This window comes from Enterococcus sp. DIV0840, from assembly GCF_050527835.1.
Lineage (GTDB): Bacteria > Bacillota > Bacilli > Lactobacillales > Enterococcaceae > Enterococcus_L > Enterococcus_L ureasiticus.
The window spans coordinates 648,597-661,554 of the sequence record NZ_CP172876.1; the positions used below are offsets into that span (position 1 = coordinate 648,597).

Annotated in this window: 12 protein-coding genes; 10 read left to right on the forward strand and 2 right to left on the reverse strand. The window is 36.1% G+C overall.

Going from position 1 to position 12,958, the window contains the following annotated elements:
* Position 1: 1 nt before the first annotated feature.
* Positions 2–766 carry an ABC transporter ATP-binding protein gene (locus IGL98_RS03120; RefSeq protein ID WP_206844408.1) on the forward strand — a complete coding sequence of 255 codons (765 nt, stop codon included), beginning with the start codon at positions 2–4 and terminating at the stop codon, positions 764–766.
* A 38-nt stretch (positions 767–804) separates the two neighbouring features.
* Positions 805–1,812, forward strand: coding sequence for an ABC transporter substrate-binding protein (locus tag IGL98_RS03125; protein ID WP_206913206.1), 1,008 nt, complete (start codon positions 805–807; stop codon positions 1,810–1,812).
* A 95-nt stretch (positions 1,813–1,907) separates the two neighbouring features.
* Here the strand turns inward: IGL98_RS03125 and IGL98_RS03130 are convergent, their stop codons facing one another.
* Positions 1,908–2,387, reverse strand: coding sequence for a hypothetical protein (locus IGL98_RS03130; RefSeq protein WP_206913208.1), 480 nt, complete (start codon positions 2,385–2,387; stop codon positions 1,908–1,910).
* A 699-nt stretch (positions 2,388–3,086) separates the two neighbouring features.
* On the opposite strand from IGL98_RS03130, the gene IGL98_RS03135 reads away from it, so the two are divergent.
* The 6 genes from IGL98_RS03135 (at position 3,087) to IGL98_RS03160 (ending at position 9,410) form a co-directional block, all read left to right on the forward strand.
* Positions 3,087–4,025, forward strand: a complete 939-nt coding sequence (locus IGL98_RS03135) for a phosphate/phosphite/phosphonate ABC transporter substrate-binding protein (RefSeq protein WP_206913211.1) — start codon at positions 3,087–3,089, stop codon at positions 4,023–4,025.
* A gap of 274 nt (positions 4,026–4,299) precedes the next feature.
* Positions 4,300–5,064, forward strand: coding sequence for a phosphonate ABC transporter ATP-binding protein (gene phnC / locus IGL98_RS03140; protein WP_206913213.1), 765 nt, complete (start codon positions 4,300–4,302; stop codon positions 5,062–5,064).
* On the forward strand, positions 5,064–5,843 hold the full coding sequence (gene phnE, locus IGL98_RS03145; protein ID WP_206913215.1) for a phosphonate ABC transporter, permease protein PhnE: 780 nt from the start codon (positions 5,064–5,066) through the stop codon (positions 5,841–5,843). Before phnC ends, phnE (IGL98_RS03145) begins: the two co-directional genes overlap by 1 nt.
* Positions 5,843–6,622, forward strand: a complete 780-nt coding sequence (phnE, locus tag IGL98_RS03150; RefSeq protein WP_069645800.1) for a phosphonate ABC transporter, permease protein PhnE — start codon at positions 5,843–5,845, stop codon at positions 6,620–6,622. Before phnE (IGL98_RS03145) ends, phnE (IGL98_RS03150) begins: the two co-directional genes overlap by 1 nt.
* Before the next feature lie 17 nt (positions 6,623–6,639).
* Positions 6,640–7,842, forward strand: a complete 1,203-nt coding sequence (locus IGL98_RS03155; protein WP_206913216.1) for a bifunctional metallophosphatase/5'-nucleotidase — start codon at positions 6,640–6,642, stop codon at positions 7,840–7,842.
* A gap of 32 nt (positions 7,843–7,874) precedes the next feature.
* Positions 7,875–9,410 (forward strand): bifunctional metallophosphatase/5'-nucleotidase, encoded by a 1,536-nt coding sequence (locus IGL98_RS03160; RefSeq protein WP_206913226.1) that lies wholly within the window; start codon positions 7,875–7,877, stop codon positions 9,408–9,410.
* 113 nt (positions 9,411–9,523) lie between these two features.
* Here the strand turns inward: IGL98_RS03160 and IGL98_RS03165 are convergent, their stop codons facing one another.
* Positions 9,524–10,054, reverse strand: a complete 531-nt coding sequence (locus IGL98_RS03165; protein ID WP_206844395.1) for a LysM peptidoglycan-binding domain-containing protein — start codon at positions 10,052–10,054, stop codon at positions 9,524–9,526.
* A 462-nt stretch (positions 10,055–10,516) separates the two neighbouring features.
* Here IGL98_RS03165 and IGL98_RS03170 point away from each other — a divergent pair, with 462 nt between their 5' ends.
* Both IGL98_RS03170 and IGL98_RS03175 read left to right on the forward strand, forming a co-directional pair.
* On the forward strand, positions 10,517–11,953 hold the full coding sequence (locus IGL98_RS03170; RefSeq protein WP_206912436.1) for a glycoside hydrolase family 1 protein: 1,437 nt from the start codon (positions 10,517–10,519) through the stop codon (positions 11,951–11,953).
* 211 nt (positions 11,954–12,164) lie between these two features.
* Positions 12,165–12,938 carry a (S)-acetoin forming diacetyl reductase gene (locus IGL98_RS03175; RefSeq protein WP_206844390.1) on the forward strand — a complete coding sequence of 258 codons (774 nt, stop codon included), beginning with the start codon at positions 12,165–12,167 and terminating at the stop codon, positions 12,936–12,938.
* Positions 12,939–12,958: the final 20 nt, after the last annotated feature.

The window sequence follows — 12,958 nt, forward strand, 5'->3', positions numbered from 1 at the left end:
AATGGAATTAACTGTAAAAGACTTAGAAATCATGATCGGACAAGAATCAATCGTTAAAAGTATCTCTTTTCAAACACAAAAGAAACAATTTGTGGGGATCATCGGAGCCAATGGCTGTGGGAAATCAACGATGCTCAAAGGGATCTATAAAGGAATCAAACCACAAGCTGGTCGTGTATTTTTAGATGAGTTGGACCTTTTAGCTGTTTCCGAAAAGAAAGTGGCTCAAAAGTTAGGTGTAGTAAATCAATTTAATGAACTGAATTTTGATCTAAGCGTTTTTCAAATGGTTTTATTAGGCCGAACACCTCATAAGAAGTTATTAGAATCAGATACACAAGAAGACATTGAGATCGTGATGGATGCGTTGGCTAAGACAAATTTGACCAGCTATTCTGATCGAAGTTTTTTGTCATTATCTGGTGGTGAAAAACAACGAGTGATCTTAGCTCGAACGATTGCGCAACAACCTAGTTATATGATTTTGGATGAGCCAACCAATCATTTGGACATCCGTTATCAACTTGAAATATTGAACTGTGTAAAAAATCTTGGAATCGGCGTTTTAGCGGCCCTTCATGATTTAGAGCTAGCTGCACATTATTGTGATTACATTTATGCGATGAAAGCAGGCAAAATCATTGCTGAAGGCAAACCCGCGGACTTATTTACGGCCGAGTTGATCGAAGAGATTTATGGCGTTAAATGTACGATTTATCAAAATCCAGTGACCCATCGTTTAGGTTTTGCCTATTCATTGGACTAGTCACGAGATTTAACTATATATGTAGAGGAAGCGAAAAAATGAAAAAAGCACTTATTATTAGTTTATTAGGTTTAACGATAGTAACAGGTTGCGGTCAAAAAGAGCAAAAGGCTGCTGAAAAAAATCAAAGTGAAGGCTATCCTGTAACGGTTCAAAATTTTTCTAAAGCGGAAGGTGCAGAAAGCTGGCAAAAGAAAGAACAAACGTTTGATAAAGTACCAGAAAAAGTTTTAGCAAATACGCAACCTGCTGCAGAATTATTGCTGCATCTTGGTTTAAAAGATAAAATAGTTGGTGTGGGTGCAGTGTTTGGTGAACCGGATAAAGCAGTCGAAAAAGAGTTTAATGAATTGAATCATTTATCGACGGACTATATCGGCAAGGAAATGGCGTTAAGCGTTGATCCAGATTTGGCATACGGACGCGGTGGGCTGTTTGATAACCAAGACTGGGGGATCGGCACAGTTGATACGCTTAATGAAATGGGGATCAAAACCTTCGTCTTGAACTCTTCTGTAACAGGCGGCACGTTTGACTCTGTTTATGATGATATCGATAACTTAGGCAAAGTTTTTAACGTATCGGACAAAGCAGATGCATTTAAATCAGAGTTGAAAGAACGCCAAGCAAAGCTAGATAAAAAATTAGCTAAAATCAAAGAGGATCAAACTTTTGCGTATCTTCATACAGCAGATCCAGCAGAATTATATGTTTATCCTGCCAATAACGAAACATTTTTCAATGATATTTTCAAAATGGTGAAACTAGACAATATTTTCAAAGATGAAAAAGGTGAAGTCAGCATAGAAAAATTGATCGAAACGGATCCTGATGTTTTGATCGTTGCAGATTGGGGCACGATGAAAGATGGCATCTCTGGTGAAAAAATGATCGATGCTGTGTTGAAAAATCAAAAATTATCAAGTATGAAAGCTATTAAAAATAAACAAGTTTATGCGGTCGATTATAATTATATGTTTGGTTATGGCTATCAATCGTTAGATGGAATCGAGAAATTAGCAGATCAAATGTATCCAGAAAAATGAGCCAATGCTAAAAAAGGTGTCCAGAACAATAGATTATTGTTCTGAACACCTTTTTTAGTTGTATTCATTTTCAACATTGGCAAAGAAAATGATTATTATTTTTTGTATAAAGCGCCACTTGTTCTTAAGTTTACATCTACTCCTGCGGTAGTTTTAGCATTTGTAATGGTATGAGCTTGGAAGCTTCTATAATTAGCACCAGAATAATGGAAAATGTCAAACACGATATGTGTACCAACTTTTTGGTCATCGATTGTATCGATTAAGTAACGATCACAAGCCTTGAAGGCAGATTTAATTGGGTCTTTTTTTCCTTTAAAGACATGAGTTTCATTGTTTAATTTGAATGTTAGTGTAAATGATTCTGCATCCACATTTAATGATAAATCATTCATTTTACCTGTATATATTCTATCTTCAATTTTCATATCAAGGTTTGACAAGAATGATGTAGTTGAAGTATAGGCGCCTGAACGCGGTGATTCTGCTTTCTCGGCAGTTGCATAGCTAGAAAAGAACGTACCAAAAAATACTAGCATTGTACTAACGATAAATAATTTTTTTAATGTTTTCATTAATATCCTCCTTATTTTCAATTCACCAATGTTGAAAAATATTATAAAAAATAAATCATGTTGCTGTTCACGAGGTTATATTCGGTCACTAGACACATAATTATTTCTATAAACAGTTATCCAATAGTCATCTTACAATGAAAAACGTATTTGTAAATTACTTGAAAATACTGATGAATCATTGAAAAAGCTATCTTAAAAAAACCAATATGAGTAGTATATATTAATTTTAGTATAAAAAATAGCTGATTTTTGTAGAGGAGAAACTCGGGTAACAATTTACTATCGAGAGCAGAAAAAATAAGACGAAAGCATAACAACAATTGTCTATAATTATCCAATAAAAATTAGTGATAAAACATTGAAATAATCATACAGTAAAGGGTTCAATCGCTTTTTTATAAAAATATAAATGAGAATAAAATAAGCAAAAAATGAAAACTGGTCTAGAAAAAGCTTGGATTTATGCTATACTAAATTTAGTTTGGTACATTCATTTTTAATGATAAAAACAGTGAAATTTACTGAAAGTAACAAACGGTTGAATCACGGTTCTACATAAATGATAATGAAGTGGATTTCAGAAAATTTACACAATATTTACTCCATTATTATGATAAATTTACACCACTAAAATACAATGGATATAGCTAGAGTATGAGACTGATTTCAACTTTAGGAATATCGAAATGTGAAGGGATGGAAAAAGTGAAAAAAAGAACGAAATTGTTAGGGTTGCTGTCTGTTATTGGTTTGAGTGTTGGATTACTTACAGGATGTGGGGCAAGTGGCGATAAGAAAGCCGCGGATGATACGAAACCACTAGAATTACAATTTGTTCCAACCAACAATGATGGTTCAATGGAAGCAAAAGCGAAACCTTTCGCAAAATATTTATCAGAAAAATTAGGTCGTGATGTCAATGTTACTTTGGCGACAGATTACTCAACGATCGTTGAAGCAATGGCATCTGGTAAAGTAGATATCGGGATCATGCCACCATCAGCATATGTTCAAGCACGCAATCAAAAAGCGGCAACAGCGATTTTATCTTCTGAACTGGGAGCGTATAACCGTGAAACAGGAAAACCAGAAGCGAACAAACTATCTAGTACATTTAAAGGCGAGGTTCTTGTAAGAGCAGATAGCGGAATCAATTCAATAAAAGACTTAAAAGGCAAAAAAATCGCTAGTTTGAGTCCGAATTCAGCCAGTGGCTATATTTATCCTGTGGTTGAAATGAAAGAAGCTGGAGTCGATCCGACAAAAGACGTTACATTAACAACTGTTAATGATATCCCAAGTGAAATCACAGCCGTTTTAAATGGTCAGCAAGATGCTTGTTTCGTTTTTGAAGGAGCACGCAACGTGTTTGCCTCAAAATTTGAAAAAGACGACTTGTTTAAAGACTTAAAAGTCCTATATTTAACAAAAGGCAATATTCCAAATGATGCAATCGCCGTTCAGCCTAAAATGGACAAAGAATTACAGGCGAAAGTCAAAGACGTTTTCTTAGCAATGCCTAAAGATTCAGAAGGGGCACAAGCGATGGCGATGTGGGGACACAAAGGCTATGTAGAAGCTGATGACAAAAATTACGATACAGTTGAAGAATATACAGAAAAAGCAGCAGAATAAAGCGTTGATACATTTGAGTGACGTTTAGAGAATGAAGCAAAACTAAAGAATAGCTTTGCTTCATTCTCTAAAACTAAATAAACGGCGAGAAAAAGCAGCTCCTTCGAAAATAGGCTGGAATTCACAAAAATTTGAAGAACACCAATTAGGAATCATTCAACATCGAAATTAAAAATTTCGTGGTTCTTGTCATTTTCGTGAATTCCTTCTTATTTCTTGGAGCTAAACGCTTTTATCTCGACCTCTTGCTATTTTTTTATTAAAAGGAGAAATCATGATTCAGTTTGAAAATGTAACAAAAACCTATAATAATGGCGTCAAAGGACTTAAAAATATTAATTTAACAATCAACGACGGTGAGTTTGTATCTGTGATCGGATTAAGTGGTGCAGGAAAAAGTACGTTATTGCGCTCAATCAATCGCTTAAACGAAATCAGTGAAGGCAATATCATCATTGATGGTGCTTCGATTACGAAAGCAAATAAAAAAGACCTACGCAGAATACGCAGAAATATCGGGATGATTTTTCAGCACTTCAATTTAGTGAAGAAAAGCTCTGTTCAAAAAAATGTTATTTCAGGTAGATTAGGTTATTATTCAACCTTTAAAAGTATTTTTGGAATTTTCTCAAAAGACGATTACGCTTTAGTTGATGATGCGTTAGGGCGTGTAGGTTTAGCGGATAAGTTGCACTCAAGAAGTGATGAGTTAAGCGGTGGACAACAGCAACGTGTATCAATTGCAAGAACGTTGGTTCAACAAGCATCGATTATTTTAGCGGATGAACCGGTTGCGTCATTAGATCCGATCACGACACAAAAAATCATGAAAGATTTAAAGAAAATCAATCAGGAATTGAATCACACTGTAGTGATCAATCTTCACTCAGTCGATTTAGCCCGAGAATTTTCTAGTCGAATCATTGGCTTACGTGATGGAGAAGTTGTTTTTGATGGAACAGCTGCTGAAGCGACAGATGAAGTTTTGACAAGTATTTATGGTGCAGACATTTTGAAACAAACTGAAGGTGTTGCATAATGAAATTAAAAGATACGATTCACCGCGATTTATATAAACATTTATTTATTCTAGTGTTGGTTCTTTTATGTGTGTTTTCAAGCGCAAGAGTTACGGGAGCACAAATGGCGGACGTCTTTAATAACTTAGATCAGATGGGCATTTTTTTACAACGTTTTCTTAGTCCTGATTGGCATTATATTCCTAAAATCATTGAACCGATGCTGAAAACGATCAAAATGTCCGTTGTGGGAACAACCTTGGGTGTCGTTTTTGCTGTGCCGTTTTCTTTTTTAGCAACAACAGTCGTGACTAAAAATTTTTTTGTGACAACGCTCATTCGTTTTTTGATGAGCATTGTTCGTACGATCCCAAACTTATTATTGGCTGCCTTGTTCGTAGCGATGTTTGGAATTGGTGAATTCACAGGGGTATTGACGATTGCAGTATTTACATTTGGTATGGTTTCACAGTTGATTTATGAAGCCATCGAAACGATCGATCATGGGCCAATCGAAGCGGCTGAATCAGTCGGTGCAACGAAAACACAGATTGCTTTTTGGTCGATTGCACCACAAATAACGCATCAAATCGCTAGCTATTCTTTATATGCATTTGAAGTCAATATTCGTGCATCTACGATCTTAGGTTATGTTGGTGCAGGCGGGATTGGTGTGATTTTGAATTCTTCATTGAGTTTGATGCGCTATGACCGAGTGTCGATCATTATTTTATCTATATTAGTTGTGGTGATCACGATCGATTGGATCAGCGAAATTATCAGAAAGAGGTTGGTATAATGAGCATAAATCGGAAGTTAAAAAGCTATTTGCCAATCATCATTGTTTTAGCAATCATTCTTTATTCAGCAGCAGGGATTGATTATTCCGAAGCTGGAAATATGTCTTTTGATATGGTCAAATCCGTTCTTTCTGGGTTATTCCATCCTGATTGGGGTTATGTCTATGATGGTAGCGGAGAGGATTTACTGAGTTTGCTATTGTTAACGATCGGAATTGCATTTTTAGGTACCGTGATTGCGACTGTTTTAGCATTGCCGCTAACCTTTATTAGTGCTCATAATTTATGGAAGTCAAATACGATCGTCTCAAAAATCGGTAAGTTCATTTGTAATGTTTTAAGAGCTTTTCCTGAACTTGTATATGCCATCATTTTTGTGAAGATGGTCGGGCCAGGTCCTTTTGCTGGTGTCTTGGCAATTGGTGTTCATCAGATCGGAATGTTAGGTAAATTATATACAGAAGAAATCGAGTCGATGGATGAAGCGCCTGTAGAATCAATGACAGCAGTCGGTGCTAATTTTTGGCAAACGATGTTTTATGCACGCTTGCCGCAATTGATTCCAACCTTTTTATCACTTGCATTGAATCACTTTGAAATAGCGGTTCGAAGTGCTGCAACGCTTGGTTTAGTTGGAGCCGGTGGGATCGGTGCGCCAATGATTTTTGCGATTCAATCAAGAGCATGGGATAAAGTGGGTATTATTTTGTTTGGGATCATTATTACAGTATTCTTGATCGATGCTGGAACTGGTTATTTACGTAAAAAACTACAGTAAATCGTGAGGATAAAAAAATGGATAAAGTAACGATATTAAGTACAACAGATGTCCATGGTTTTTTGACAGCTGCAGCAAATGAAGAGAACGGTCTTTGTTCTCTTCCTGCGGTTGCTGAAAATTATCATGAGCCTATAGTGATCGACAATGGTGATTTTTTAGTGGGTAGTCCTGAGACTACTTTTTTTAATACAACTATGGCCGTATCGCCATTGATTGAACTAGCCAATAACATTGGCTTTGATGTAATGGTTCCGGGAAATCATGATTTTGATTACGGAATCGATTTTTTGAAGCGTCAAGTTGCTGCATTTAATGGAAAGTATCTTTGCGCCAATGTGCTAGATTTATCAGATGAACTGATTTTTGAGCCATATACGATTATTGAACGTGGGAATCTGAAGGTTGGTATAATTGGTGTGATTACAGGAGTTATGCCGCAAATCACTGATTATGAGCAAATCAAAGACTTGAAATTTATCAATGTGATCGAAAGCTTAAAACACTGGGTACCATTATTACGTGAACAAGTCGATGTATTGATCGTAAGTTATCATGGCGGGATCGAGCGAGATATGAACACAGGTCAGCCAACGCAATATGATACAGGCGAAGACCAGACTTATCGAATCATTTGTGAAATAACGGGAATCGATGGCGTGATTTGCGGTCATCAGCATCGAATCAATGCAGGGATATTAAACGAGACGGCTTTTGTACAGCCTGGCTATCGAGGGAATTATATTGGGGAATTGACTTTTTCTGTTCAAGAGAATCATATGATGGATAAAAAAGCACGATTGATCGATACAAAAAAATACCCAGCAACTCATTATGATGTATTCGATAAAGAAGATTATGAAAATTGGTTAAAAAAAGAGCTTGATCTAAGTCGTTTTGATCAGTATTTAGCGAAGAAAATTCCAGGAGCTTTATATGCTGTCAATTTAAAAGGAACAACGATTGGAGACTTTTTAAGCAGTTTTAGACCTCCCTACACGCTGTCGACCTATCATGTATCTAGAAGTGAACTGAAAGCTCTATTATTAAGTCAATCCATTCAAGGTGTAACACTAGATAATGGTCAGCTTCTACCGGATCAATCAGATTATCGTATAACAGCGAATACAGCAATTTTTCCAAGTTATCGTTTAGAAATGAACTATATTTATAATGTTTTTGACGAATATATCGCTCGTGTAAACAACTATACTGACTAACAAACATTAATTTAGGCTTGAGGTGAAACGAAATGAAACAGCAATTGAAAATCTATTACACGTCAGATGTCCATGGTTATTTATTCCCAACCAATTATGCAGATACACAAGAAAAAAATATGGGGCTGTTAAAATGTATCCCAAACTTTCAAAAAGATGAGAACACCTTACTCATCGATGGCGGAGATATGCTTCAAGGCTCCGCTTTAGCAACATACTGTCAAGCTCATCCAGAAGAAGGTTTTCCTCAAGCAAAAGCATTGAACCATGCAGGGTATGACTTTGTTACATTGGGAAATCATGATGTTAATTATGGAACCAGTTATTTGTATCAGTATTTAGACGCACTCGATGCAACATGTGTCTGTGAGAATCTTCTAGATGCAAAAAGCCAAACAAAAAAATTCCCATGGGCAATCAAAACATTAGCGAATGGTTTAAAAGTCGGTATCGTAGGTGTAGTGACAGATTACATCAATGTTTGGGAAAAAGCTGAAAATATCAAAGATGTTACCGTTTCTGATCCATTTACAGCGGCCAAACAAGCGTTGGAAGAAGTCAAATCGCAAGTTGATCTTACGATTTGTATTTATCATGGTGGATTTGAAAGAGATGTAAAAACCAGTACGATTTTATCTAAAACAAGTGAAAATATCGGCTATAAAATCTGTGAAGAACTTGATTTTGACTTACTTTTGACAGGTCATCAGCATTTATTGATCGAAGGCCAATTACTACATGGTACCTATATTGTACAGCCGTCATCTAACGCGCTTAATTATTTTGAAATCAACATTGAAAAAATACAGAATAATATAGAAATAACTTCAACTGTCGGCAAACCTAACACGGCACCAGAATCTAATTTAATGGATGAGCTACAGCCATTAGAAACAAAAGTCCAAGAGTGGCTGGATCAAGCAATCGGCCAATTGAACACGGATGCATTAGCTGAGGATAAGTTAGAGATGGCATTATATGGAAGTCCGGTCATAGAATTGATTGGAGCCGTTCAACTGCAAGCCAGTAAAGCTCAGATTACAGTAGTTTCTTTGGCTAATACATCACCTGGATTTCATAAAGATGTAACGATGCGGGATGTGATTGCAACTTATCCATACACCAATCAGCTGATTACGTTAAAAATCACTGGTGCTCAATTGAAGCAAGTTGTGGATAAAAATGGGGATTATTTTAGTTTAAATGAACAAAATGAAGTAGCCATTTCGCCAAGTTACTTGTATCCTAAAATTGAACATTATCATTTTGACTTTTTTGTTGGGATCGAGTATACGATCGACCTTTGTCAGAAGGCTGGAAAACGTGTCACTGCATTGCGTTATAAAAATCAACTAATCAAAGATAATGACGAATTTACGATTGCATTAAGTGATTATCGAGCAAGTGGTGGAGGCGGTTTTAAAACCTATCTGGAATGTCCTGTTATTGATGAAGGGGCAGAAGAAATTGTTGGATTGATTATTGATTATATTCAGTCACAAGAAGAAATTGTAGTGCCTAAAAACATGTATTACAAGATAAATCATTCGCGTGATCACGAGTTATAATGGTTGTTTATTGCGATAAAAATGCGGTACAAAACTAAAAAAGTTTTGTACCGCATTTTTATAAATAACGTGTGCAATTAATTGGATAAACTTATGTAGGGGAAAATAGCCGCCTATTTTAATGATAAAACTTGTCCAATATAAACAGTTGAATCGCTTAAATTATTTTTTAACATTAAATCTTGAAGAGATAATTTGTTCTTTTCAGCAATTACAGAAAGTGTATCACCTTGCTGAACTGTATAAGTAGTTGCGGCAGGTTCTGTTGAGCGTTCGGTTTGTTGGTCAGTTGCCTCTGATGAAGTGGGTGTTGCTTGAGCTGTTTGACTTGAATCATCAGTGGTCGAACTTGATTCTTTCGTTGTGCTTACTTGCGTTGAACTTTCTCTTACAGGAACATTGTGTTCTGTATTGTTAGTTACTGCTGGTTGATTTGTTGTTCCGTGAGCTTGTTCAAGCTGATTGACTTGTTTTTCTATACTGTTTAATTGTTCTTTTTGCTTAGTGCTTGCTTGAACATTTAAAAATAGTAAAAAGCCCAATGCAAGTGTATTTATAAATAACAATAAAATAACAGTTACGATTGTCGATTTTGATGCAGATGCTGGACGTTGCTGGTTGCGTCGCGAGTATTCTTCTTCCAAAATACTTTCACTCCCTTCGTAATGAATTTACTGAATAAACCCTGTAAAACAAAGCAATACTAGTATATCACAATAGTGTCTTACACTCCAAGTATAAAAAAAAGTGTGCATGATAAAGTATATTTTGGTTAGGAAAAAGATGAAAATAAAAAAACGTATAAAACTAAAAAAAACATTATTAAATGATAATGAATAATTAATTAATAATTTTATGGCTTGTGTTTTTATAATAAGTTTGTTTTTTTGAAACGAATTTTGAAAATAATTATTTTAAATACTAGTGGAACTTCTCTTATTAAGTTTATAATAGAGAGGGATAGCAAGCGTATAAGGATTTGTCAGAGGCATTAGACGGAAAAATCGCGTTTACATCCATGAAAATGAGCACGTGATCGAAAGAAAATTGAGATAAAGTGAAAAGAAAAATTCGATAACGGTGCAATAAAACTGGAGGCAAGTAAGATGGAGCACAAACAACTGGATCAATTTCCAAAAGATTTTCTATGGGGCAGCGCATCAGCTGCTTATCAAGTAGAGGGCGCTTGGAAGGAAGACGGCAAAGGTATTTCAGTTTGGGATGAATTTGTTCGGATTCCAGGTAAGACATTTAAAGGAACAAATGGCGATGTGGCAGTCGATCATTATCACCGTTACAAAGAAGATGTTGCTTTAATGAAAGAACAAGGTTTAAAAGCCTATCGCTTCTCAGTAGCTTGGACAAGAATTTTCCCCAATGGACGTGGACAAATCAATCAAGCAGGCTTACAGTTTTATATCGATTTAGTAGATAAACTAATCAAAAATCAGATCGAACCTGTGTTGACACTGTATCATTGGGATTTACCTCAGGCGCTTCAAGATGAATATCAAGGTTGGGAGTCTAGAAAAATCATTGAAGATTTTACAAATTATGCGCAAGCTTTGTTTGAGGCTTTCCGAGGAAAAGTGAAGTATTGGGTTAGTTTGAATGAACAAAACGTCTTTATCAGTCATGGCTATTTGATGGCATCACACCCACCAGCAGTTAGTGATCCTAAAAGAATGTATCAAGCAAACCATTATGCTAATCTAGCAAATGCATCGGTTATAAAAAAATTTCATGAACTAGATATGCCAGGTGCTATTGGACCAAGCTTTGCGTATAGTCCAAATTATTCACTTAATAGTGATCCTAAAAATATTTTAGCCGCAGAAGATTCAGAAGACTTAAACGCTCATTTTTGGATGGATGTTTATTTGTTTGGTAAATATCCAATTGCCGCCTTTAAAATGCTGAAAGAACAAGGGTTGGCACCTATAATTGAAGCAGGCGATGAAGAACTTTTAGCAGCTGGAAAACCAGACTTTTTAGGGATCAATTACTATCAAACCAATACAGTTGTTTTTAATCCGCTTGACGGTGTTGGCTTAGGCAAAATGAATACAACCGGAGAAAAAGGTTCCTCAGAAGAATCTGGACTTCCGGGTGTCTTTAAACGAGTAGAAAATCCCTTTGTTGAAAGAACCAATTGGGATTGGGAAATTGATCCAGAAGGTCTACGAATCGGTCTTAGAAGAATCGCTAGTCGTTACCGGATCCCTGTTTTGATCACTGAAAATGGACTTGGGGAATACGATAAACTAACGGAGGAAAAAGAAATTCACGATGATTATCGTATCAATTATTTAAAGGGCCATGTTCATGCAATTAGAGAAGCAATCACAGACGGTGTTGAAGTTTTAGGCTACTGCACGTGGTCATACACGGATTTATTGAGTTGGTTGAATGGCTATCAAAAACGTTATGGTTTTGTTTATGTAGAGCAAGATGAAAACCAAGACGGTAGCTTGAATCGCTATAAAAAAGATAGCTTCTACTGGTATCAAAAAGTCATTCAGGAAAATGGTCGTACAATATAAAATCATAATCAAAAATTTTTAATATAAGTTTCAAAAACAACGTTTAGTGATTGCTGAGTTAGTCACTAAACGTTGTTTTTATGAGTAGCCTTGCTGAACGGTAACAAGCAACACTTTTTACTTTTAATTCTTTTGCCTGTAGACTTATTTACGAAACTTGAGTAAATCATCATAGTGTAAAAATAAAGATTAAAACCAAGGAGGAACTGTCATGACTCAAAAAGTAGCATTCGTCACAGGAGGAAGTCGTGGAATCGGTTTAGCGATTGCCAAAAGATTGATTCAAGATGGATTTAAGGTAAGCATCGTTGGCCGTAATCTAGAGCATTTACAAGAAGCTTCTGAAAAATTAGAGGCAACTGCGGATCAATTATTGACGATTCAAGCGGATGTGTCAAAACGTGAGGAAGTTTTTTCAGCGGTGAAAAGGACAGTTGAAGTATTTGGTGATTTTAATGTTATTGTAAATAATGCTGGAATTGGACCAATCACGCCAATCGATACGATTACAGAAGCGCAATTTGATGAAGTCTTTAGAGTCAATGTTGGGGGTGTATTATGGGGAATCCAAGCCGCCCAAGAAGTGTGGAAAAAATTAGGTCATGGAGGGAAAATCATTAATGCTACATCCCAAGCGGGCGTGGTTGGAAATCCAAATCTTAGCGTTTATAGCGGAACTAAATTTGCGATTCGTGGTATCACACAAACCGCAGCAAGAGATCTCGCAGACGAAGGAATCACAGTCAATGCTTATGCTCCTGGAATCGTTCGGACAGAGATGATGCTGGATATCGCGCACGATGTTGGTCAAAATGCTGGAAAATATGATGAGTGGGGAATGCAGCAATTTGCGAAAGATATCACCTTAAAACGTTTATCAGAACCAGAAGAAGTCGCAAATGTTGTCTCCTTTTTAGCAGGAAAAGATTCCGATTATATCACAGGACAAACAATTATTGTCGATGGCGGGATGCAGTTTCACTAAGATCGTTTAATTCAGGTAGT

Bases quoted from the DNA above. Each gene is read 5' to 3' on its own strand.
- IGL98_RS03130 (WP_206913208.1), bottom strand. From the start codon at position 2,387: ATGAAAACATTAAAAAAATTATTTATCGTTAGTACAATGCTAGTATTT.
- phnE (WP_069645800.1), top strand. From the start codon at position 5,843: ATGAGCATAAATCGGAAGTTAAAAAGCTATTTGCCAATCATCATTGTT.
- IGL98_RS03135 (WP_206913211.1), top strand. From the start codon at position 3,087: ATGGAAAAAGTGAAAAAAAGAACGAAATTGTTAGGGTTGCTGTCTGTT.
- phnE (WP_206913215.1), top strand. From the start codon at position 5,064: ATGAAATTAAAAGATACGATTCACCGCGATTTATATAAACATTTATTT.
- IGL98_RS03120 (WP_206844408.1), top strand. From the start codon at position 2: ATGGAATTAACTGTAAAAGACTTAGAAATCATGATCGGACAAGAATCA.
- IGL98_RS03125 (WP_206913206.1), top strand. From the start codon at position 805: ATGAAAAAAGCACTTATTATTAGTTTATTAGGTTTAACGATAGTAACA.
- IGL98_RS03175 (WP_206844390.1), top strand. From the start codon at position 12,165: ATGACTCAAAAAGTAGCATTCGTCACAGGAGGAAGTCGTGGAATCGGT.
- IGL98_RS03170 (WP_206912436.1), top strand. From the start codon at position 10,517: ATGGAGCACAAACAACTGGATCAATTTCCAAAAGATTTTCTATGGGGC.
- IGL98_RS03160 (WP_206913226.1), top strand. From the start codon at position 7,875: ATGAAACAGCAATTGAAAATCTATTACACGTCAGATGTCCATGGTTAT.
- phnC (WP_206913213.1), top strand. From the start codon at position 4,300: ATGATTCAGTTTGAAAATGTAACAAAAACCTATAATAATGGCGTCAAA.
- IGL98_RS03155 (WP_206913216.1), top strand. From the start codon at position 6,640: ATGGATAAAGTAACGATATTAAGTACAACAGATGTCCATGGTTTTTTG.